We start from the raw sequence: 22,983 nt of genomic DNA, 5'->3' as shown, positions 1-22,983 counted from the left end.
GCACGACCCCGCACGACCCCGTACGACGGTACACTGGCCCTTGAGTCGCTCAGCGACTCAGGGGCCAGTCCCGTTTCCAGGTCAGCAGGCGTCAGGCGCCGGCAGCGCGAAGTACGGAGTGGACCGGCGCGACCGGCGACTCGCCCGCCTCGGCCTGCACCGGGAACCGGAGCGCACCCTCGTCCAGCAGCTCGCGCCAGCGGGTGCGGTCGTAGTGCGCGGGCTCGGTGCTGCGGATGAAGTCGCGCACGATCTTGGCGAACCGCTCGGGGTGGTCCTTGTGCGGGAAGTGGCCCGCGTTCGGGACGATCTCGATCCGCGCCGTCGGTGCGAGCGCGCTCGCGTGGCTGGCGTGGGCGACGGGGATGACGAGGTCGTCGGCCCCCCACACCACCAGCATCGGCATGGCCTCGGTCAGGTAGGCCCGGTCGGCCATGGTGACGATCTGGCCCTTCCAGTCCACCACCGCACGCGTCACGTGGCGGATGGCGGCGCGGGTGCGCGGGTCCTTGAAGGAGTCGTAGATGTCGGCGACCTCGCCGAGGTCGCGCACGTGCCGCACGCCGCTCCGGGAGAGCAGGCGGAGCGCAGCGGTGGCTGCATGACGTACGCCCGGCACCGACAGCACGGCCATCGCCTGGTGGAAGCCCGGGGTCGTGATGGCTCGGATCGCCGGGCTCACCTCGGGGCCGAGGCCGCCGGACGCGACCAGCACGAGCCGCTCCGTGCGCTCGGGGAACTGGTAGCCGAACTGCATGGCCACTCCCCCGCCGAAGCTGTGGCCGACCACGGTGGCGGTGTCGATCCCCAGCACCGTCAGCAGGTCGCGCATCCCGTTGGCGTAGCCGCCGAGGCTGTAGTCCGCCCGCGGCTTGTCGGACTGCCCGTGCCCCAGCAGGTCCGGTGCGATGACCGTGTGCGTGCGGGCGAGTGACTGCATGACCGGCGCCCACGTCGTGTGGTCGCAGCCGAGGCCGTGCAGGAGCAGCAGCGCCGGGCCCGACCCCATGCGCACGAAGGCGCGGCGGTGCCCGTGCACGATGACGTGCTCGACGTGCGGGACGGTGCGACGCGGCACGCGACCTCCAACCGATCGGGACAGGTTCCGGATTCAACCACGCACACCCCGCGCCTCGACCGGCGCACGGGCCCACGATGCGAAGTCGTGACCTCGGCACCCCTCGGCGCGCCTCCACCACCCTTCGTGGGAATCCCACTACGGCCCGCCCGCCACTAGAGTCGCCCCATGCCCCCCTCCCGTCGTCGCGCCGCCGAGGCGCTGCGCAACTCCAGCGGAGCCCTGAGCACGGCCGCGACCGGGCGGATGGCGAGCGACCTGCCCTGGTTCGACGACCTCAGCGCCGAGGACCGGTCGTGGGTCGGGCTCATCGTCCAGGCAGGCATCCGCGGGTTCGTCGACTGGTACGACCGCGAGGTCCGCGCCTCGGCGCACGACCCGCTCGACGTCGTCGTCTTCGGTGCGGCGCCCCGCGAGCTCACCGGCGTGATCTCGCTCCAGCAGACCGTCGAGCTCGTACGCCTGAGCATCCGCGTGGTCGAGACCAACATCGACGCGCTCCTCGACCCCGAGGACGCGCGCGAGGTCCACGACGCGGTGCTCCTCTACGCCCGCGAGGTCGCCTTCGCCACCGCTGCCGTCTACGCACGTGCCGCCGAGTCCCGCGGCGCGTGGGACGCCCGCCTCGAGGCGCTGGTGGTCGACGCGGTGGTGCGCGCCGAGGCCGACGAGACCGTCCTCTCGCGCGCCAGCGCGCTCGGCTGGGGCGCCCACGGGGACGTCGCCGTCGTGCTGGGCGCAGTGCCGCCGCACCGTGCGGAGCTCGACGTCTTCGACTCCGTACGCCGCTCCGCGCGCGCCGGCGACATGGACGCCCTCTGCGCCACCCAGGGCGAGCGGCTCGTGGTGGTCCTCGGCGGCGTGTCCGACCCGCTCAAGGCGGCGACCCGCCTGCTCGACCACTTCGGCGACGGTCCGGTCGTCGTGGGACCGGTCACCGCCGACCTCGCCCACGCGAGCGCGTCGGCACGCGCAGCGCTCTCGGCGCACCGAGCCGCCAGCGGGTGGCCCGACGCCCCACGACCGGTCGCGAGCCGCGACCTGCTGCCCGAGCGCGCGCTCGCCGGCGACGGCCACGCCCGGCGGCACCTGGTCGACGAGGTCTACCTCCCCCTCATGGCCACCCGCGGCACGTTGCTGGAGACCCTCGGGGCGTGGTTCGAGAACGGCTCGTCGATCGAGGCCACCGCCCGCGCGCTCTTCGTGCACCCCAACACCGTGCGCTACCGCCTGCGCCAGATCTCGGAGGTCACCGGCTGGTCGCCCACACGTCCGCGTGAGGCTTTCGCGCTGCAGCTGGCCCTCATCCTCGGGCGTCAGTCCGGACGTACGGAACTGTAGGAAACCTACAAAGATCTCCGGGTGAGTTTCGTCGGCGTCGGACCCGCAGGCACGGCACACGAACCGGCAGAGTGGTCGTGTGCTCGTCATCGTCGCTCCCGGTCAAGGGGCCCAGACCCCCGGTTTCCTCACGCCCTGGCTGGAGGACCCGACCTTCGCCGCGCGGTTCGACTGGCTGGCCACGGTGGCCGGCATCGATCTGGCCCACTACGGCACCGAGGCCGACGCCGACACCATCCGCGACACCAAGATCGCCCAGCCGCTGCTGGTCGCGACGGGCCTGGTCGCCGCGCTCGACCTGTTCCCCCACCCGGCCGACGCGTTCGCCCGCATCGGCGCCGTGGCCGGTCACAGCGTCGGTGAGCTGACGGCCGCCGCCGGCGCGCGGGTCATCACCGCCGAGCAGGCGATGGTGCTGGTGCGCGAGCGCGGCAACGCCATGGCCGACGCGGCCGCCATCACCGCCACCGGGATGACCGCCGTGCTCGGCGGCGACCGCGACGAGGTGCTGGCCGCGATCGAGCGCCACGGCCTCACCGCGGCCAACGACAACGGTCCCGGCCAGCTGGTCGCCGCCGGTACGACGGAGCAGCTCGCGGCGTTCGCCGAGGACCCGCCGGCCAAGGCACGCCTGATCCCGCTGAGCGTCGCCGGTGCGTTCCACACCACCCACATGGGTCCAGCGGTCGACCGGATGGGCTCGCTGGCCCGCTCGGTCTCGACCCACGACCCGCGCACCCCGGTGATCTCCAACCGTGACGGGCAGGTCGTGCACGACGGGCGCGACGTGCTGCGCCGCATGGTCGGTCAGATCGCCAACCCGGTCCGCTGGGACCTGTGCCTGGAGACGATGAGCGACCTCGACGTCACCGGCATCCTCGAGATGCCGCCGGCCGGGACGCTGACCGGGATCGCCAAGCGTGCGCTCAAGGGCGTGGAGACCTTCGCCCTCAAGACGCCCGACCAGCTCGACGCGGCCCGCGAGTTCTGCGACAAGCACGGCGAGGCCTCCCAGATCGAGACCACGCCCACCTGGCGCATGGTCGTGTCGCCCGCCAAGGGCACCTTCCACCTCTCGCCCGAGGCGGCCACGCTCGACGTGCTAGGCCCCGGTGCCGTGATCGGCGCCGTCGCCAGCCTGCGCGACCGCACCGACATCACCGCTGCCCACGGCGGCTCCGTGGTCGAGTGGCTCGTCGAGGACGGCGACCTCGTCTCCCCCGGCCAGCCGCTGCTGCGCCTGCACCCGGAGGGGTCGCACTGATGGCCGCGCTCACCACCACCACCGGTGCGCAGCACGCTGCGATCCTCGGCGTCGGCGCCTACCGGCCCATGCGCGTCGTGCCGAACTCCGACGTCGTGGACGCGATCGACTCCAGCGACGAGTGGATCCAGCAGCGCTCGGGCATCAAGACGCGCCGCTGGGCCGGCCCCGACGAGTCGGTGCAGATGATGTCGGTCGAGGCGTCCCGGATCGCCATCGAGCGTGCCGGGCTCGAACCCGGCCAGATCGACTGCGTGGTCGTCGCCACCGTCAGTCACCTCCTGCAGACGCCTGCGGTCGCCACGGCGATCGCGCACGAGCTGGGCACCGACGCGGCGGCCTTCGACATCTCCGCCGCGTGCTCCGGGTTCTGCCACGGCATCGCGCTGGCCTCCGACATCGTCCGCGCCGGCAGCTCGCGCTACGTCCTGGTCGTCGGTGTCGAGCGGCTCACCGACATCCTCGACCTCACCGACCGCGGCACCGCCTTCATCTTCGCCGACGGCGCCGGTGCGGCCGTCGTGGGCCCGAGCGAGACCGCAGGTATCGGCCCGGTCGTGTGGGGATCCGACGGCGAGCAGTTCGACCTGATCCGGCAGCGCGAGGACTGGCGCGACGTCGTCGGCAGCCCCGAGAGGCCCGGCAGCGGCGTCATGCCGCACCTCACCATGCAGGGCAACCCGGTCTTCCGCTGGGCGTCCTTCGCGATGGCGAAGATCGGCCAGCAGGCGCTGGATGCGGCCGGTGTCACGCTCGACGACCTCGACGTGTTCGTGCCCCACCAGGCCAACATGCGCATCATCGACGCGATGGCCCGCTCCATGAAGCTGCCCCCCACCGTCCGCATCGCCCGCGACGTCGCCGACCAGGGCAACACCTCGGCCGCGTCGGTCCCGCTGGCGCTCGACCGGATGATGGCCGAGGGCGAGGCGAGGTCGGGTGACACGGCGCTGCTCATCGCCTTCGGCGCCGGCCTGTCCTACGCCGCACAGGTCATCACCGTCCCGTAGGACCCGCACCACCCGAGACCACCCCAAGCAGCACCCACCAGAAGAAGGGAAGGCCCATGGCCACCACCGAAGAAATCCGCGCTGACCTCGCCGAGATCGTCAACGAGGTCGCCGGTGTCGACGCCGACGACGTCCAGCTGGACAAGTCCTTCGTGGACGACCTCGACGTCGACTCGCTCTCCATGGTCGAGGTCGTCGTGGCCGCCGAGGAGAAGTTCGGCGTGACCATCCCCGACGACGAGGTCAAGAACCTCAAGACCGTCGGTGACGCCGTCGCCTACATCGAGCGCGCGCAGGGCTGACGCCCTCCCTGCCACGGGGGCCGGCAGCACGCCGGCCTCCGTGGCCCAGGACCTCCCCCACCCCGCGAGAACGGAACCCACCTGATGCCCTCGACCCGCGTAGTCGTCACCGGCCTCGGCACCACCTCCCCGCTCGGCGGCGACGTCGCGTCGACCTGGCAGGCCATGCTGGCCGGCGAGTCCGGCGTACGCCACCTCACCGACGACTGGGTCGACATGCTGCCGGTGAAGATCGGTGGCCGCGTGGCCGTCGAGCCGTCCGAGGTCCTCGACCGGGTCAAGGCCCGCCGTCTGGACCGTTCCAGCCAGTTCGCGATGGTCGCTGCCGAGCAGGCCTGGGCCGACGCCGGCCTCGAGGGCTCCGGCCTGGAGCCCGAGCGCCTCGCCGTGGCGGTCGCGTCCGGCATCGGTGGCGTGACCACCCTGCTCGCCAACTACGACGCGCTCCTCGAGAAGGGTGCGCGCCGGGTCTCGCCGCTCGCGGTCCCGATGCTCATGCCGAACGCCCCCGCGGCCAACGTCAGCCTCAAGTACGGCGCCCGCGCAGCCGTCCACGCGCCCACCTCTGCCTGCGCCTCGGGCAACGAGGCCATCGCGATGGCCATCGACCTCATCCGCCTCGGTCGCGCCGACGTCGTCATCGCCGGCGGCACCGAGGCCGCGATCCACCCGCTGCCGATGGCCGCCTTCGCCAACATGATGGCGCTGTCCAAGACCGGCAGCGAGGAGGGCGGCGACCCCACGCGCGTCTCGCGTCCGTGGGACACCGCCCGTGACGGCTTCGTCCTCGGCGAGGGAGGGGCCATCCTGGTCCTCGAGTCCGAGGAGCACGCGCGGGCCCGCGGTGCCAAGATGTACGCCGAAGTGCGCGGCGCCGGCATCAGCAACGACGCCCACGACATCGCCCAGCCCGACCCGGAGGGTCGCGGCGGCACCCGCGCCATCCAGATGGCACTGCGCGAGGGCGACGTCGACCCGGCCACCGTCGTCCACGTCAACGCACATGCCACGTCCACGCCCAAGGGGGACATCGCCGAGGGCCTCATGCTCCACGCCGTCCTCGGCGAGCACGTCGACCGCTGCGTGGTCACCAGCACCAAGTCGATGACCGGCCACCTGCTCGGTGGCGCCGGCGCGCTCGAGGCCGTCGCCACGGTGATGGCGCTGCACGACCGGGTCAGCCCGCCGACGATCAACCTCGACGACTTGGACCCGGAGGTCGACCTCGACATCCCGACGTCGCGCCGCGACCTCCCCGACGGCGACATCGTCGCCCTCAACAACTCCTTCGGCTTCGGTGGCGCCAACGTCGCCGTCGCCTTCGGGAGCCTGCGATGACCGCCACCGCCGCCCGCCCGGCCAAGCTGCCCCGCGAGGACGACCCGCGCAACCCGGTCCACCGGCTCACCGCGCTCCTCGACGAGGGCACCCTCGAGCTCATCACCCCGGACGACGACTCCGGCATGCTCGCGGCCGTCGGTCGTGTCGACGGCACCGCTGTCGTCGCCTTCTGCAGCGACGCCACGGTCATGGGCGGCGCGATGGGCGACGTCGGCTGTCGTGTGGTCGTCGACGCCTACCACCGGGCCATCACCGACGGCGTGCCGATCATCGGTCTGTGGCACTCCGGTGGCGCCCGCCTCGCGGAGGGCGTGCTGTCCCTCCACGCCGTCGGCCGCATCTTCCAGGTCATGACGCAGGCCTCGGGCGTCATCCCCCAGATCTCCGTGGTCCTGGGCCCCGCCGCCGGCGGCGCCGCCTACGGTCCCGCCCTCACCGACGTCGTCATCCTCGGCCCCGAGGGACGCATCTTCGTCACCGGTCCCGACGTGGTGCGCTCGGTGACCGGGGAGGACGTCGACATGCTCCGCCTCGGCGGGCCCGAGCCGCACGGGCGACGCTCGGGTGTGGTCCACATCCTCACCGAGTCCGAACGTGAGGCCCTCGACCGCGCCCGGATCGTCGCCTCCCTCCTCGGCGCGCAGGGCAGCCTGGCCGTCGAGTCGGTGGACGACCGTGACCTCGGCGCCCTCCTGCCGGAGTCGAAGAAGCGTGCCTACGACGTCCACCCGCTCGTCGACGGCCTGCTGGACGAGGGCACCATGCAGGAGCTCCACGCCCGCTGGGCACCCAACATCGTCACCGCCCTGGGCCGCGTCGGCGGCCGCACCGTCGGCGTCGTGGCCAACAACCCGCTGCGTCTCGGCGGCTGCCTCGACTCGCTGTCGGCGGAGAAGGCGTCCCGCTTCGTGCGGATGTGCGACGCGTTCGGTGTGCCGCTCGTGGTCCTGGTCGACGTCCCGGGCTACCTCCCCGGTGTGGGCCAGGAGTGGGACGGGGTCGTACGCCGCGGCGCCAAGCTGCTGCACGCTTTCGGCGAGTGCGTGGTCCCCCGGGTCACACTGGTGACGCGCAAGACCTACGGCGGCGCCTACATCGCCATGAACGCCCGCTCCCTGGGCGCGACCCGCGTCTTCGCCTGGCCCGGCGCCGAGGTGGCCGTGATGGGCGCCGTGGCGGCCATCCGGGTCCTCCACCGCCGCAAGCTCGCCGAGGTCTCCCCCGAGATCCGGCCACAGGTCGAGGCCGAGCTCGCTGCCGAGCACGAGCGCATCGCCGGCGGCGTGGACAAGGCCGTCGAGATCGGGGTCGTCGACGAGGTGGTCGAGCCGACCCGCACGCGGAGCGCGATCGCGGAGGCCATGCGCCACGAGATCGACACCGTGGGCGTACGCCGCGGACGGCACGGCAACATCCCGCTCTGAGCATGGCGTAACGCACGTCACACCTGGTCGTTGGACCCTCCGTACCCTCGGAGGTGTCTGCATGCTCTCGACCCTGTTCACCGCCGCGGCCGTGACACTGGCCGGGCTGCTCCCCCTGCCCACCGATCCTGCGACCGCTGACGGCACGCAGCCCGCTGCCGCGCAGGTCGAGGTGACGGGGGCCCTGGACGCCCCCGACGGGCGGCTGAGGCGTGGGTGCAAGGACTACCGCTACGCCTACTCCGTCACCGCGGTGTCGGACGACTGGACGTTCGACATCACGATGCAGGACCGCCGCGGCAAGGGTGTGAACTCCCAGTCGCTGCTCGGTCCCAACGACGACGAGGCCGGGGTCCTCACCTACCGCCTCTGTCGCTGGGCGACGGTGGCCGGGCGCTTCACGCTCTCGGGCGTGCTCGTCTCCTACGACGGTGACCGGGAGACCTCGGTGCGCGTGACCGAGACGTTCCGGCTGCGGCGTACGAGGTCCTGAGCCGACCGACTCAGACGACCTGGTGCAGCCAGCGCACCGGGGCACCCTCGCCCGCGTGGCGGAAGGTCTCGAGCTCGTCGTCCCACGGCTTGCCCAGCAGCTGGTCGATCTCGAGCAGCAGCGTGGTGTCGCCGAGGGCAGCCTTGACCACCGCCGCCTTCAGCCGGTCCTCGGGGATGAGGATGTCGCCGTGGGGTCCGGTGATCGCGTGGAAGATGCCCAGGTCAGGAGTGCACGAGAAGCGGGTGCCCTCGGAGGAGCTGGTGGGCTCCTCGGTGATCTCGAAGCGCAGGTGGTTCCACCCGCGCAGCGCCGAGGCGACGGCAGCAGCGGTGCCTGCGACACCGGACCACGACAGCTCGGCACGGTAGGCACCCGGCTGGGCAGGCTGAGGCGTCCAGTCGAGCGAGACGGCAACTCCGAGGACTCCGCCCACGGCCCACTCGATGTGCGGGCAGAGTGCGGAGGGAGCAGAGTGCACGTAGAGAATGCCCCTCGTTGCCGGACCGTCCGGGCGGGAAGCAATGCGTGTGGTCACTGTGACCTCCTTGAGTTCCGACGCTCCAGATGCGCCTTCCCCAGCGTTCTGTCGTCGGTGCTCGACGGGAGTCAAGTGACACGTATGTGATTAGGGCTCCATTGTGACCCATGCGGCGCCCGAACGCCAGCACAAGCACACGACTCAGGATTGGCGTCGCTCCAGGAGGTCTGCACGCGCCGCGGCGTCGGTGATCTCGTCGGAGTCGATCGCGTGGGTGCGGTGGAACCACGCCAGCGCGTCGGACTCGCGGCCGGCAGCCTCGAGGGTGTCGGCGTACGCGTAACGCAGGCGTACGACCCACGAGGACCGGCTCTTCGACGTCAGCGGTGCGAGCTCGAGCGTCCGCAGGGCGGCGTCGAGCTGACCCATGTCGCGCCGCGCACCGGCCTCGACCAGCGTCATCTCCGCCTTCGCCTCGGAGGCGAAGTTAGCCACCGAGGGGCTCTTCGCCAGCTTGATGGCCTGCTCGGGGTTGCCGAGAGCCCGGTGGCAGTCCGCCATGATCGGCAGGTAGTCGGTCGCGCCGTTCATCCGCTTCGCTGCACGCAGCTCCGAGAGCGCCTCGGCGTAGTGACCAGCCGCGTACGCCGCTTCCCCCGCCGCCTCGCGCACGACTGCGATGCGCGACGCACGTGCGCGAGCAGCCAGGGTGTGCTGGTAGGCCTTCTCCGGCTCCTCGTCGATCAGCATGCCGGCCGCCGCGAGGTGTCGCGCCACGCGGGCGGCGAGCTTCTCGGGCAGGCCCTTCAGCTGCGCGCGTACGCCGCGGTCCAGCTCGGCGCCGGTGATGTCCTCGGGGAGGTCTGGTCCGTCGTAGACCGCCTGGTCGACGGTGCGGACCTTGTCGTCACGACGCTCGCGGTAGGGGCGGTCCTGGGCACCGGCCGGCTTCTTGCCGCCCTGGTAGCCGCCGCTGCGCGGCGCGCCACCCTTGCCCCGGGGGGCATCGTCACGCCCGCCACGGCCACGGCTGTCGGGGGACGCCGACGACCGGCCACCCGAGCTCCGCGAGCCTCCGCGGGTGTCGTCACCGCGGCTGGACGAGCCGCCGCGCGACGCACCGGCACCACGACCTCCGGAGCCACCGGCCCTGCCGGCTCCTGCTCCACCTCGTGACGGACGCTGTCCTCGACGGTCCTCGGCCACGGCCGCACTTCCCTTCTTCACGTATCGAACCCCGTCCCGGGGCAACCGTACTCACTGATGCCCCGAAATGGAGCAGAGGCCCCCAGGTATCTGGGGGCCTCTGCCAAATGATTGTCCGGCGGCGTCCTACTCTCCCACAACCTCTCGGTTGCAGTACCATCGGCGCTGAAAGGCTTAACTTCCGGGTTCGGTATGGGACCGGGTGTTTCCCGTTTCGCTATGGCCGCCGTAACTCTTTCAACCTTGTCCACACCACCTGCCAGCAACTGGTGCTGGCGTGGGTTGGGTGTGTTGGTTGGGAACTGCCTAGTGGACGCGAACAAGCTCGTGGCTGTTCGTTACGTGTGCGCGGGTGTGTCGTACAGATCATTGTGTGTGTTCTTGTACGTGGTTGGGACAAGCCCTCGGCCTATTAGTACCGGTCGGCTGGGCATTACTGCTGTACACCTCCGGCCTATCAACCCCATGTTCTGTGGGGGGCCTTACCCACTTACGTGGTGGGAAACCTCATCTTGAAACGTGCTTCCCGCTTAGATGCATTCAGCGGTTATCACTTCCGAACGTAGCCAACCAGCCGTGCTCTTGGCAGAACAACTGGCACACCAGAGGTTCGTCCATCCCGGTCCTCTCGTACTAGGGACAGCCTTTCTCAAGTTTCCTGCGCGCGCGGCGGATAGGGACCGAACTGTCTCACGACGTTCTAAACCCAGCTCGCGTGCCGCTTTAATGGGCGAACAGCCCAACCCTTGGGACCTACTCCAGCCCCAGGATGCGACGAGCCGACATCGAGGTGCCAAACCATCCCGTCGATATGGACTCTTGGGGAAGATCAGCCTGTTATCCCCGGGGTACCTTTTATCCGTTGAGTGACCACGCTTCCACATGCCGTGGCCAGATCACTAGTTCCGACTTTCGTCCCTGCTCGACATGTCTGTCTCACAGTCAAGCTCCCTTGTGCACTTACACTCGCCACCTGATTGCCAACCAGGCTGAGGGAACCTTTGAGCGCCTCCGTTACATTTTAGGAGGCAACCGCCCCAGTTAAACTACCCATCAGGCACTGTCCCTGATCCGGATGACGGACCTAGGTTAGACATCTAGTACGACCAGAGTGGTATTTCAACGTTGACTCCACCCACACTGGCGTGAGGGCTTCACAGTCTCCCACCTATCCTACACAAGCCGTACCAAACACCAATACCAAACTATAGTAAAGGTCCCGGGGTCTTTCCGTCCTGCCGCGCGTAACGAGCATCTTTACTCGTAGTGCAATTTCGCCGAGTCCATGGTTGAGACAGTGGGAAAGTCGTTACTCCATTCGTGCAGGTCGGAACTTACCCGACAAGGAATTTCGCTACCTTAGGATGGTTATAGTTACCACCGCCGTTTACTGGGGCTTAAATTCTCAGCTTCGGCATTGCTGCCTAACCGGTCCTCTTAACCTTCCAGCACCGGGCAGGAGTCAGTCCGTATACATCGTCTTACAACTTCGCACGGACCTGTGTTTTTAGTAAACAGTCGCTTTCCCCTGGTCTCTGCGGCCCTTCACGCTTCCCCCAGCAAGTGGGTTCACGATCCGGGCCCCCCTTCTCCCGAAGTTACGGGGGCATTTTGCCGAGTTCCTTAACCATGGTTGTCTCGATCGCCTTAGTATTCTCTACTTGATCACCTGAGTCGGTTTGGGGTACGGGCGGCTCGTTGCTCGCTAGAGGTTTTTCTCGACAGCATAGGATCACCCACTTCGCCATAAACGGCTCCGCGTCACGTCTCAGACTCCACACTGAAGTGGATGGTGCGGATTTGCCTACACCACGTCCTACACGCTTGCCCACAGACAACCATCGCTGTGGTTGGGCTACCTTCCTGTGTCACCCCATCGCTTGACTACTACCAGCTCGGGTCCCACGCTCCACCCACCAGCCTCGCCCCGAAGGGTCCGGTCCGATGAGCTTCGGGTGGTTAGCATCACCAGGTTCGTCATGGGCGCAACTTCGCCGGTACGGGAATATCAACCCGTTGTCCATCGACTACGCCTGTCGGCCTCGCCTTAGGTCCCGACTTACCCAGGGCAGATTAGCTTGACCCTGGAACCCTTGATCATTCGGCGCACGGGTTTCTCACCCGTGATTCGCTACTCATGCCTGCATTCTCACTCGTGTGGGCTCCACACCTGGATCACTCCGGCGCTTCACTGCCCACACGACGCTCCCCTACCCATCCAGCGCACTGAACACCGATCAAGTCGATGCTGATGTATTCGCTGAATGCCATAGCTTCGGCGGATGACTTGAGCCCCGCTACATTGTCGGCGCGGAATCACTTGACCAGTGAGCTATTACGCACTCTTTCAAGGGTGGCTGCTTCCAAGCCAACCTCCTGGTTGTCAATGCGACTCCACATCCTTTTCCACTTAGTCACCGCTTAGGGGCCTTAGCTGATGGTCTGGGCTGTTTCCCTCTCGACTACGGAGCTTATCCCCCGCAGTCTCACTGCTGCGCTCTCACTTACCGGCATTCGGAGTTTGGCTAACGTCAGTAACCTTGTAGGGCCCATCGGCTATCCAGTGCTCTACCTCCGGCAAGAAACACGCAACGCTGCACCTAAATGCATTTCGGGGAGAACCAGCTATCACGAAGTTTGATTGGCCTTTCACCCCTATCCACAGGTCATCCCCTCAGTTTTCAACCTAAGTGGGTTCGGTCCTCCACGTCGTCTTACCGACGCTTCAACCTGCCCATGGATAGATCACTTCGCTTCGGGTCTTGAGCGCGCTACTGAATCGCCCTATTCGGACTCGCTTTCGCTACGGCTTCCCCACACGGGTTAACCTCGCAACACACCGCAAACTCGCAGGCTCATTCTTCAAAAGGCACGCCGTCACCCCCACCACAAGTGGCACAAGGCTCCGACGGATTGTAGGCACACGGTTTCAGGTACTATTTCACTCCCCGCCAGGGGTACTTTTCACCTTTCCCTCACGGTACTTGTCCGCTATCGGTCATCAAGGAGTATTTAGGCTTAACGGGTGGTCCCGCCAGATTCACACGGAATTTCAGGGGTTCCGTGTTACTTGGGAACACGCTCCAGAGCCAGCGCTTTACGTCTACGGGCCTATCACCCTCTACGGTACGGCTTTCCAACCGACTTCGACTTCCACACTGGTTTCTTACTCTGTACTGAGCCGGCAGACTCAATAGAGCGGTCCCACGACCCCCCAGATGCAACCCCTGCCGGGTATCACACACCTGAGGTTTAGCCTCATCCGATTTCGCTCGCCACTACTCTCGGAATCACTGTTGTTTTCTCTTCCTGTCGGTACTGAGATGTTTCACTTCCCGACGTTCCCTCCACACACCCTATGTGTTCAGATGCGGGTAACACGACATGACTCGTGCTGGGTTTCCCCATTCGGACACCCCCGGATCACAGCTTGGTTGCCAACTCCCCAGGGCTTATCGCAGGCTCCAACGTCCTTCATCGGCTCTTGATGCCAAGGCATCCACCATGTGCCCTTCATAGCTTGTCTCAACAACGTCAAGACAACACACAAAAGACAAACACCAGCCCCCCCCCAATCAAAGGAGCAGGCCAGCACACAAAAACGACACGACCAGCCAAGGAATAGCCGGACATGCCTACGCAACTACATCCACCAACACACCACAACGCAAAACTCACGAAGCGCGTGCTGACAGATCAGCTACAAGATGCTCGCGTCCACTATGCAGATCTCAAACAACAACCCCACCAACACCCCCCACACCCACCCCAGACACCCCCAACAGGGACGACCAGGACACACGGACATGAGGAACAAAGGGAGGACCAGAAGCAACCAACACCACCCCCACCATCAGGCAGGAGCTCCCCCGAACCGGGGGCTCCCCCACCACAGCGGGGGACGGCTGATTCTTCAGGACCCAACAGCGTGCTTGACCCCATCCCCCACCAACGCAGGGCCATGAGTAACCAGACCACCCACACCAGACAAGCTGGACGCAGGAGACCTGACCATCGACGATTCCACTAGTGAACACCACCATGCGTGCCAGAACATTCGCCTGGCATCGGGGCGTGTGCTCCTTAGAAAGGAGGTGATCCAGCCGCACCTTCCGGTACGGCTACCTTGTTACGACTTCGTCCCAATCGCCAGCCCCACCTTCGACGGCTCCCTCCACAAGGGTTGGGCCACCGGCTTCGGGTGTTGCCGACTTTCGTGACGTGACGGGCGGTGTGTACAAGGCCCGGGAACGTATTCACCGCAGCGTTGCTGATCTGCGATTACTAGCGACTCCGACTTCATGGGGTCGAGTTGCAGACCCCAATCCGAACTGAGACCGGCTTTTTGGGATTCGCTCCCCCTTACGGGATCGCAGCCCTTTGTACCGGCCATTGTAGCATGCGTGAAGCCCTGGACATAAGGGGCATGATGACTTGACGTCATCCCCACCTTCCTCCGAGTTGACCCCGGCAGTCTCCTATGAGTCCCCACCATAACGTGCTGGCAACATAGAACGAGGGTTGCGCTCGTTGCGGGACTTAACCCAACATCTCACGACACGAGCTGACGACAGCCATGCACCACCTGTACACCCCCAAAAGAAGCCCCATCTCTGAGGCGGCAGGGTGTATGTCAAACCCAGGTAAGGTTCTTCGCGTTGCATCGAATTAATCCGCATGCTCCGCCGCTTGTGCGGGCCCCCGTCAATTCCTTTGAGTTTTAGCCTTGCGGCCGTACTCCCCAGGCGGGGCGCTTAATGCGTTAGCTGCGGCACGGAATCCGTGGAATGGACCCCACACCTAGCGCCCAACGTTTACGGTGTGGACTACCAGGGTATCTAATCCTGTTCGCTCCCCACACTTTCGCTCCTCAGCGTCAGGTCATTCCCAGAGAACCGCCTTCGCCACCGGTGTTCCTCCTGATATCTGCGCATTTCACCGCTACACCAGGAATTCCGTTCTCCCCTGAATACCTCTAGTCTGCCCGTATCGGAAGCAAGCGCCGTGTTAAGCACGGCGTTTTCACTCCCGACGCGACAAACCGCCTACGAGCCCTTTACGCCCAATAATTCCGGACAACGCTCGCACCCTACGTATTACCGCGGCTGCTGGCACGTAGTTGGCCGGTGCTTCTTCTGTACCTACCGTCACTTGCGCTTCGTCGGTACTGAAAGAGGTTTACAACCCGAAGGCCGTCATCCCTCACGCGGCGTTGCTGGATCAGGCTTCCGCCCATTGTCCAATATTCCCCACTGCTGCCTCCCGTAGGAGTCTGGGCCGTGTCTCAGTCCCAGTGTGACCGGTCACCCTCTCAGGCCGGCTACCCGTCGAAGCCATGGTGAGCCATTACCTCACCATCAAGCTGATAGGCCGCGAGCACATCCCTGGCCGAAAAACTTTCCACACACCCCCATGCGAGGGTCTGTCATATCCGGTATTAATCACCGTTTCCGGTGGCTATCCCGAAGCCAGGGGCAGATTACTCACGTGTTACTCACCCGTTCGCCGCTCGAGTACCACCGAAGTGGCCTTTCCGCTCGACTTGCATGTGTTAAGCACGCCGCCAGCGTTCGTCCTGAGCCAGGATCAAACTCTCCATCGAAAAACATGAACCAACCCAACCAAAGCCAGGCCAGCCACAATCAATAAGAGCCACATCCCCTGACTGAACAAAACTGACATCTGTCAGAATCATTGTCAAAGAAACCGCGACCCAACCACCCCAACCAAAAGGCCAAGGAAGAAGAGTCAACGGGGCATAACAAACTAATTCGTCGACTAATCAAACACACTGTTGAGTTCTCAAGAATCAGACGCACTCACATCGTGATCCGGTGTGGATCTCGGTTGCGTGAGGCAACTGGTCAAACCTAGTGAGCGACTTTCTGTCGTGGCAAATCCTCGACTGTTTCGCTCTGTGACCCGGTGGTGTCACCGTGACCGATGACCGCTTCGGGTTGTCCTGCCCGGGGCCGGGAGCCCGGCCTGACCGGCCTTGCTCCCCGCCGCTCCCTGGCGACAAAGAGAACATTAATCACGACGGGCACAACGCGCAAATCGAAGCGGTGTGACCGCGAGCACATCAGCGTTTTCGCAGGTCAGAGGCCTGTTGTGACACGTGGGACGAGTTGGGCGGCGCGGCGGAGGGCGTACGAGCCCCTCGCCACGCCGCCCAGGACCAGCCGCGCACGAGGCGCTCAGACGGCCTCGACGCCGGCGAACTTCTTCTTGCCGCGGCGCAACACGAGCCACGACCCGGCGACCAGGTCGGCATCGGTGGGCTGGAGATCGGGGTCCTCGACGCGCAGGTTGTTCAGGTAGGCACCGCCCTCGGCGACCGTCCGCCGGGCCTCCCCCTTGCTCTTGGCCAGTCCGCTGGCGACGAGGAGGTCGAGGATCCCGGGGAGCTCCGTGGCCGGGACCGTCGTACCCCCGGCCTCGCGCAGCGCCGACGCGAGCGTGGCGGGCTGGATGGACGCCAGGTCTCCCCCACCGAACAGTGCTGCGGCAGCCGCCTTGGCGTGCTCGACCTCGTCGGCTCCGTGCACGAGGGCCGTGACCTCGTCCGCCAGGCGCTTCTGCCCGGCGCGCAGGAACGGCTTCTCCTGCGTCTGCTGCTCGAGGTCCTCGATCTCCTCACGCGCGAGGAAGGTGAAGATCCGCAGCAGCTCGCCCACCTTCTCGTCCTCGACGTTGAGCCAGAACTGGTGGAAGGCGTAGGGGGACAGCATCTCCGCGTCGAGCCAGAGCGCACCCCCCTCGGTCTTGCCGTACTTGGTGCCGTCGGTCTTGGTGATCAGGGGCGTCGCGAAGCCGTGCGCGCTGCCGCCCGTGACACGGCGTACGAGCTCGGCGCCTCCCGTGATGTTGCCCCACTGGTCGGAGCCACCGAACTGGAGCGCGACCCCGTGCTCGCGGTGGAGGTTGAGGTAGTCCATCGACTGGAGCAGGACGTAGGAGAACTCGGTGTAGCTGATGCCCGACTCGAGGCGCCGCTTGACCGTGTCGCGGGCCAGCATCCGGTTGACCGGGAAGTGCTTGCCGATGTCGCGCAAGAAGTCGATCGTGGACAGCGAAGCCGTCCAGTCGTAGTTGTTGACCGTCGTGGCGGCGTTGTCCCCCTCGAAGGAGACGAACCGCGAGACCTGGCGGCGTACGCGCTCGGTCCACTCCTTGACGGTGTCGAGGGAGTTGAGCACGCGCTCGCCGGAGTCCCGCGGGTCCCCGATCATGCCGGTGGCGCCGCCGACGAGGATGAAGGGCGTGTGGCCGGCCAGCTGCAGGCGTCGCGCCGTGACCAGTTGGACGAGGTTGCCCATGTGGAGGCTCGGGGCGGTGGGGTCGAAACCCACGTAGAACCTGACGCTCCCCTCGGCCAGCGCTGCGCGGAGCGCATCGCGGTCGGTGGAGTGCGCGATGAGGCCGCGCCACTCCAGCTCGTCGAGGACGTTGGAGCTCGTCACGTCAGTTCCTTCGGGTGGGGTCGCGTTGGTGGTCGGGCACTAGCCTAGGGCGAGCACGGAGAGGGGACGGCACGTGATCGCAGGCAGGTACAGGCTCGAGCGACAGATCGGCCGGGGCGGCTCCGGGACGGTGCACCTGGCTGTCGACGAGGTGCTGGGCCGCCAGGTCGCTGTCAAGCGGATCGGGCTCGTCCCCGGGTCCGCCGACGCCGAGCTCGAGCGCGCCGAGCGCGAGGCGCGCCTGGCCGCAGCGCTCAACCACCCGCACGTGGTCTCGGTCTTCGACCTGGTCAACGAGGACGACGTCCGGTGGCTCGTCATGGAGTACGTCGACGGGGTGACGCTCAGCGAGCGCGTACGCGCGTCCGGCCCCCTCGACGCGGCCGACGCGGCCACGCTGCTGTCGCAGACGGCGGACGCCCTGGTCGAGGCACACGGCCACGGGATCGTGCACCGCGACGTCAAGCCCAGCAACATCATGATCGCCCACGGCGCGGCCAAGCTGAACGACTTCGGGATCGCTCGCTCCGACGACGACGCCTCGCTCACCCAGACCGGCCTGGTGACCGGGTCCCCCGCCTACCTCGCACCCGAGGTCGCGTCGGGCTCGTCCGCGACGGCGGCCAGCGACGTCTGGTCGCTCGGCGCGACGCTCTACCACGCGGTCACGGGAAGCCCGCCGTACGACGTCGGCGACAACCTCATCGGCGCGCTCTACAAGATCGTGCACGAGGACCCGCCGCGCCTGCCCGACGACCACGAGCTCGCGGGGCTGCTCTCGGTGATGATGCACCGGGACCCGGAGCAGCGGTGGCCGATGCCGCGCGTGCGCGACGAGCTCCTCCGCGTGGCGCGAGGACAGCGCTCCACGGTGGCCGTGGCGCCCGTCGTCCCCGCTCCCCCGGAGCAGACCGGCGTCCTGCCGCTGGCGCCGACGCCCACGGCCGCGAGGCCGGCCCACGAGCGGTTCCGGTGGGCGTGGCTCGCGGCCGCGGCTGCACTGGCGGTCGCCGCGGTCGTCACGGCGTACGTCCTCGCCGGGCGCGACACCCCCGAGGCCCTGCCCGACGAGCGCACGAGCGCCTCACCCCGGTCGTCGCAGACGAACGAGCCGGAACCCAGCGCCAGCCCGGCGTCGGCGGAGGACACCAAGGAGAAGATGGACGCCTTCATCTCCTCCTACCTCGAGACCGTCACCACCGACCCGCGCACGGCCTTCGAGCAGCTGACCCCCGGTTTCCAGGAGGCCAGTGACGGGTACGAGGGCTACATCGGCTTCTGGAGCACGGTGCGCTCGGCGGAACTGCTCGAGGTCGCGAGCAACCCGAGCGACATGACGGTGGCCTACACGGTCAGGTACGTCATGCAGGACGGCCGGGAGAACACGGATCAGATCCGGCTGCAGCTGCAGAAGCAGGGCGACAGCTTCCTGATCGCGAACGAGGGCTGAGTCCTCGCGGTCAGCCCCCGAGGCCGTGGCGCTCGACCCACAGCGCCGCCTGGGTGCGGTCGGCGACGCCGATGCGCTGGTAGGCCGAGGTGAGGTGGGCCTTGACGGTGCGCTCGGTGATGCCCAGCCGCTGCGCGATGTGCTTGTTGAGCAGCCCCTCGACGACCAGGCGCAACACCTCCGTCTCCCGCGGGGACAGCCCTGCCGGCAAGGCACCGGCGTCGGCGCCTGTGGCAGCGCGGTCGAGGAGCCGGCGGGCGGCCCGGGGATCGAGCGGCGACTCGCCCCGCGCCACGGCGCGGATCCCGTCGAGCAGCACCTCCGGCTCGGCATCCTTGAGGAGGTAGCCGACCGCGCCGGCGCCGAGGGCGGCATCGATGCGTGCGTGGTCGGAGAAGGAGGTCAGCACCAGCACCTCCGTGCCGGTCTCCGCCGCCACGATCGAGCGCGTGGCCTCCACCCCGTCGAGCACCGGCATCTGGAGGTCCATCACCGCGACGTCGGGCCGGTGCTCACGCACCAGCTCGACGGCCTCGGCCCCGTCGCGCGCCACGCCGACGACCTCGAGGTCGTCGGTGGACTCGATCAGCCCCGCCAGCCCACGGCGTACGACGGCGTGGTCGTCGGCGAGCACGACGCGGATCATCGGATCGGGACCTCCACACGCACCATCGTGCCGGAACCGGGCGCTGAGTCGACCTCGATGGTGCCGCCGTGCTCGCGCACCAGGCTCGTCGTGCCGCGCAGGCCGAACCGGTCGTCGCCCGTGGTCGCGCCCGGGTCGAACCCGACACCGTCGTCGACCACCTCCAGCACCAGCGCCTCGCCCTGGCGACGGACCGTCACCGACATCCGGCCCGCCCGGGCGTGGCGGGCCACGTTGCGGACGCTCTCCTGTGCCACGCGCCAGACCAGCGCCACGGCCGACCGGGGAGCCCCCTCGTCGCCACTGACGTCGACGTCGACCTCGACGCCGGTCGCGACGAGGGGCGCGACCAGGTCGTCGAGCGCCGCGGCGATGCCGGCGGCGTGGAGGTCCGGTGGGTAGATCTCGACGAGCAGGGACCGCAGCGCACGCATGCTCACCCGCAGGGACCGCCCGATGTCCTCGAGGTCCTGGCGCTCGCTGCCGTCGGCACGGGCGGCGGCCGTGGACAGGGCCATCGACGACCCGGCGAGGTCCTGCACGACGCCGTCGTGCAGGTCGCGCGCGATCCGCAGCCGCTCGCCGTCGGAGGCGCGTACGGCCGCTTCGAGCAGCCGCTCGCGGTCGCGCGCAGCGCGGGACAGCCGCCGCGACAGCAGCACGACCAGGGGCGTGCTCAGCGCGACGAGGGCCAACGGGGAGCCGATGGTGATGGGAAGGAAGCGGTCGAGGACCTGCGCGCGGCTCTCGCGCACCTGGTCGACGCCGAGGTAGGCCTCGAACAGCAGCGGCTCCCCCTCCGGCGACCGGATCCTCGTGTAGACCTCGAGGAGGTCGCCGCCGATCTCGCGCTCGAAGCGGTTCTCGGGACGACCGAGGTCGGAGATCTCGGCGTCGGTGCCCCCGTCCCGGATGACGTCGAGCTCGTCCTCGCCAAGGGGGTAGGACATGCCGATCAGCTCGGTCCGGTCGCTGTAGAGGACGGTGCCGTCCGCGTCCCAGATCTTGACCCGCAGCACGTCGCCGACCAGCAGCCGGTCGAGGGCCGTACGGTCGAAGCGGTCGATCGCTGCGGCGTCGCCGGCCACCAGCCCCTCCGGGATGGCGGGCTGCGCCACCGAGGTGCCGAGCACCCAGGTCAGGGTGCGGGCATCGGCGACGGCCTCCTCGTCTGCGGCCGAGCGGCTCAGCGCACTGGTGGCGATGATGACGACGACGAGCGTGACGAGTCCCGTGGCCAGGAACTGCACCACGGGACTCTTCAACCAGCGCATCGGGTCAGCCCTCCGGGGAGGTCAGTAGTTGACCACACCCCGGCACACCTGTCCGTCCCTCGTCGCGCGGAACGTCACCGTGTCGGTGTCGGCGAGGTCGACGATCTTCCTCTCGACCTCGAAGGAGCCACTGCGGCCACCGGTGGTGCCGGTGCCACGCTCGCTGACCGAGCCGTTGTGGCGCAGGGTCCAGCGCCACCGCTGGCCGGCGACGTTGCTGTCGATCTCGCCCTCGACCTCGAGGCGGCCGTCGTCGGTCTTCACCTTGAGCTTCCAGTCGGCGCCCGCGGTGCAGGCGCCGGTGCGGATGACGCGGTCGTCGTCGTCACCCGACCGGGCCGAGGCCGAGGTGGTGCCGGCGCCGACCGCGCCGACGAGGGCGAGGCCGACGACGAGGGCGCGTCCGATCCGCCTCGGCTGGGTGGTGCGGGTCGTGGGGGTCGTGGTGCTGGTCATGAGGTCCTCCTCGGGTAGGTAGGACCAGCGTGGTCGCTCGCGGCCGGGCGCACGAGATGTCCGATGGTGCTAGCACCCCCCGCGGGGTCGACTGGTCCCCACGGGTGTGCGGAGATGACCGGTCACGTGTCTAGCCTGAGGCGGAGCCACGAAAGGGGCATCCACTGTGATTGCAGGCAGGTACACGCTCGTCCGGGAGATCGGGCGCGGCGGAGCCGGTGTCGTCCACCTCGGACACGACGAGGTGCTGGACCGGCACGTCGCCATCAAGCGGATGGGGCTGCTCCCCGGCACCACCGAGGACGACGTCGCCCGCGCCCGGCGCGAGGCCCGCCTGGCCGCTGGGATCAACCATCCGCACGTGGTCTCGATCCTGGACCTCGTCCAGGACGAGGACTGCTACTGGCTCGTGATGGAGCACGTCGAGGGACGCACGCTCACCGAGGTCGTGGTGGCCGAGGGACCGCTGGAGCCGACCCGGGCCGCCGGGATCCTCGCCCAGGCCGCCGACGGGCTCGTCGAGGCCACCCGAGCCGGGATCGTGCACCGTGACGTGAAGCCCAGCAACATCATGGTCGACGACCACGACCACGCGAAGCTGGGCGACTTCGGCATCGCGAGGTCGGCGAACGACGCGGCCCTGACGCGCACCGGACTGGTGACCGGGTCCCCCGCCTACCTGGCCCCCGAGATCGCGTCCGGGTCCGTGGCGACCACGGCGAGCGACGTCTGGTCGCTCGGCGCCACGCTGTTCCACGCGGTCGTCGGTCGGGCGCCGTACGACATGGGCCAGAACGTCCTCGGCGGCCTCTACAAGATCGTCCACGACGACCCGCCGCGCCTGCCGGACGACCACCCCCTGGCAGCGGTGCTCGCCGGCATGATGCAGAAGGATCCCGACGAGCGCTGGCCGGTGGAGCGCGTACGCGACGAGCTGCGGCGCGCCGCGAACCCCCCAGCGGCTTCCGCCGCCGCGGGCGCTCGTCCCGACAGCGAGGCGACACTGACCCTGGGCGCGGTGCCCGGGACGGCATCCGCAGCCAGCACGCCCGAGTCGTCGCCGGTCGCCCCGGTGACGACCTCCTCCCGGCGCGACGGCCCGCCCCTGGGGCGCATCGCGACCGTCGCAGCCCTCGTGATCCTCCTCGGGCTGGGCGCATGGCTTCTCTGGCCCGACGACGGCGACACCGACAGCACCGCCGAGGCGCCGGCCGGCCAGAGCCAGGAGCCGGAGCCGTCGGACACAACGTCGAGCGAACAGCCCACCGACGAACCCACCGACGAACCCACGACGGAGCCGACGACCGAGCCCACCAGCGAGCCGACCACCGACGAGCCGTCGCCGACAGGAGGAGCCTCGGCGATGCGGGCCTTCGTCGACGACTACTTCTCGCGCGTCACCTCCGACCCGGAGTCGACCTTCGAGCTCCTGACGCCGGAGTTCCAGGCGCAGAGCGGCGGCTTCGAGAGGTACTCCGGCTTCTGGAGCACGATCGAGTCCGCAGCTGCGTCCGACATCCGTGCCGACGTCGAGGCGATGACGGTCAGCTACACGATCACGTACGTCACGACGTCGGGGCGGACCACCACCGAGCAGGGACGGCTGCAGCTCCAGGAGAGCGGCGACGGCTACCTGATCGCCGGCGAGGGCTGACGTCGCGCACGTGCGTCGTAGGGCGGGTGGGGCTCGAACCCACGACCCAAGGATTATGAGTCCTCTGCTCTGACCGACTGAGCTACCGCCCCTCGGTGCG

At 68.0% G+C, this 22,983-nt stretch carries 16 protein-coding genes, 1 tRNA gene and 3 rRNA genes; 9 read left to right on the top strand and 11 right to left on the bottom strand.

The genetic code is table 11. The features are described 5' to 3' along the window. Positions 1 to 91: 91 nt before the first annotated feature. Complete coding sequence (locus CFI00_RS09240) at positions 92 to 1,078, bottom strand: alpha/beta fold hydrolase (protein WP_242532760.1); 987 nt, start codon at positions 1,076 to 1,078, stop codon at positions 92 to 94. Positions 1,079 to 1,246: 168 nt separating this feature from the next. Between CFI00_RS09240 and CFI00_RS09235 the strand changes: the two genes are divergently transcribed. The 7 genes from CFI00_RS09235 (at position 1,247) to CFI00_RS09205 (ending at position 8,253) form a co-directional block, all read left to right on the top strand. After that, positions 1,247 to 2,419 (top strand): helix-turn-helix domain-containing protein, encoded by a 1,173-nt coding sequence (locus tag CFI00_RS09235; RefSeq protein ID WP_207084867.1) that lies wholly within the window; start codon positions 1,247 to 1,249, stop codon positions 2,417 to 2,419. 79 nt (positions 2,420 to 2,498) lie between these two features. Then, the gene (locus tag CFI00_RS09230; protein ID WP_207084866.1) at positions 2,499 to 3,683 is read left to right on the top strand and encodes an acyltransferase domain-containing protein; all 1,185 of its coding nucleotides are present in this window, start codon (positions 2,499 to 2,501) and stop codon (positions 3,681 to 3,683) included. Further along, positions 3,683 to 4,693, top strand: coding sequence for a beta-ketoacyl-ACP synthase III (locus CFI00_RS09225; RefSeq protein WP_207084865.1), 1,011 nt, complete (start codon positions 3,683 to 3,685; stop codon positions 4,691 to 4,693). Before CFI00_RS09230 ends, CFI00_RS09225 begins: the two co-directional genes overlap by 1 nt. 56 nt (positions 4,694 to 4,749) lie before the next feature. Beyond that, positions 4,750 to 4,995, top strand: a complete 246-nt coding sequence (locus CFI00_RS09220) for an acyl carrier protein (protein WP_135839746.1) — start codon at positions 4,750 to 4,752, stop codon at positions 4,993 to 4,995. An 84-nt stretch (positions 4,996 to 5,079) separates the two neighbouring features. Continuing rightward, on the top strand, positions 5,080 to 6,333 hold the full coding sequence (locus CFI00_RS09215) for a beta-ketoacyl-[acyl-carrier-protein] synthase II (protein ID WP_207084864.1): 1,254 nt from the start codon (positions 5,080 to 5,082) through the stop codon (positions 6,331 to 6,333). Next, positions 6,330 to 7,760 carry a carboxyl transferase domain-containing protein gene (locus CFI00_RS09210; RefSeq protein WP_207084863.1) on the top strand — a complete coding sequence of 477 codons (1,431 nt, stop codon included), beginning with the start codon at positions 6,330 to 6,332 and terminating at the stop codon, positions 7,758 to 7,760. Before CFI00_RS09215 ends, CFI00_RS09210 begins: the two co-directional genes overlap by 4 nt. Before the next feature lie 61 nt (positions 7,761 to 7,821). After that, positions 7,822 to 8,253, top strand: coding sequence for a hypothetical protein (locus CFI00_RS09205; protein ID WP_207084862.1), 432 nt, complete (start codon positions 7,822 to 7,824; stop codon positions 8,251 to 8,253). Positions 8,254 to 8,263: 10 nt separating this feature from the next. Here CFI00_RS09205 and CFI00_RS09200 read toward each other — a convergent pair whose 3' ends face one another. From CFI00_RS09200 to tyrS, 6 genes are all read right to left on the bottom strand, one after another. After that, positions 8,264 to 8,779: a DUF3145 domain-containing protein gene (locus CFI00_RS09200; RefSeq protein WP_207085438.1), complete on the bottom strand. Its 516-nt coding sequence runs from the start codon at positions 8,777 to 8,779 to the stop codon at positions 8,264 to 8,266. Between the two features lie 156 nt (positions 8,780 to 8,935). Next, entirely contained in the window at positions 8,936 to 9,961 is a 1,026-nt protein-coding gene (locus CFI00_RS09195; protein ID WP_242532759.1) for a tetratricopeptide repeat protein, read from the bottom strand. 92 nt (positions 9,962 to 10,053) lie between these two features. Further along, positions 10,054 to 10,171 (bottom strand): 5S ribosomal RNA (gene rrf / locus CFI00_RS09190). 161 nt (positions 10,172 to 10,332) lie between these two features. Continuing rightward, a 23S ribosomal RNA gene (locus tag CFI00_RS09185) occupies positions 10,333 to 13,466 on the bottom strand. 561 nt (positions 13,467 to 14,027) lie between these two features. After that, positions 14,028 to 15,542, bottom strand: a 16S ribosomal RNA gene (locus CFI00_RS09180). The 16S, 23S and 5S rRNA genes sit together here, the layout of an rRNA operon. Positions 15,543 to 16,137: 595 nt before the next feature. Next, positions 16,138 to 17,403 (bottom strand): tyrosine--tRNA ligase, encoded by a 1,266-nt coding sequence (tyrS, locus tag CFI00_RS09175; RefSeq protein ID WP_207084861.1) that lies wholly within the window; start codon positions 17,401 to 17,403, stop codon positions 16,138 to 16,140. Positions 17,404 to 17,476: 73 nt separating this feature from the next. Between tyrS and CFI00_RS09170 the strand changes: the two genes are divergently transcribed. Then, positions 17,477 to 18,853: a serine/threonine-protein kinase gene (locus CFI00_RS09170; RefSeq protein WP_207084860.1), complete on the top strand. Its 1,377-nt coding sequence runs from the start codon at positions 17,477 to 17,479 to the stop codon at positions 18,851 to 18,853. A 10-nt stretch (positions 18,854 to 18,863) separates the two neighbouring features. Here CFI00_RS09170 and CFI00_RS09165 read toward each other — a convergent pair whose 3' ends face one another. Genes CFI00_RS09165 through CFI00_RS09155 form a run of 3 tightly spaced genes read right to left on the bottom strand, consistent with a single transcriptional unit; the run spans position 18,864 to position 21,229 of the window. Further along, positions 18,864 to 19,499 (bottom strand): response regulator transcription factor, encoded by a 636-nt coding sequence (locus tag CFI00_RS09165; protein ID WP_207084859.1) that lies wholly within the window; start codon positions 19,497 to 19,499, stop codon positions 18,864 to 18,866. Further along, complete coding sequence (locus tag CFI00_RS09160; protein ID WP_207084858.1) at positions 19,496 to 20,773, bottom strand: sensor histidine kinase; 1,278 nt, start codon at positions 20,771 to 20,773, stop codon at positions 19,496 to 19,498. Before CFI00_RS09160 ends, CFI00_RS09165 begins: the two co-directional genes overlap by 4 nt. A gap of 21 nt (positions 20,774 to 20,794) precedes the next feature. Beyond that, complete coding sequence (locus CFI00_RS09155) at positions 20,795 to 21,229, bottom strand: hypothetical protein (RefSeq protein WP_207084857.1); 435 nt, start codon at positions 21,227 to 21,229, stop codon at positions 20,795 to 20,797. A 166-nt stretch (positions 21,230 to 21,395) separates the two neighbouring features. Between CFI00_RS09155 and CFI00_RS09150 the strand changes: the two genes are divergently transcribed. Then, entirely contained in the window at positions 21,396 to 22,883 is a 1,488-nt protein-coding gene (locus CFI00_RS09150) for a serine/threonine-protein kinase (protein ID WP_207084856.1), read from the top strand. Between the two features lie 18 nt (positions 22,884 to 22,901). Here CFI00_RS09150 and CFI00_RS09145 read toward each other — a convergent pair. Continuing rightward, positions 22,902 to 22,975, bottom strand: a tRNA-Ile gene (locus CFI00_RS09145). Between the last annotated feature and the right edge of the window lie 8 nt (positions 22,976 to 22,983).

It is taken from the genome of Nocardioides sp. S5 (genome assembly GCF_017310035.1).
In the GTDB taxonomy this organism is placed as follows: Bacteria; Actinomycetota; Actinomycetes; order Propionibacteriales; family Nocardioidaceae; genus Nocardioides.
This window is presented reverse-complemented; position numbering and strand designations above follow the sequence as displayed.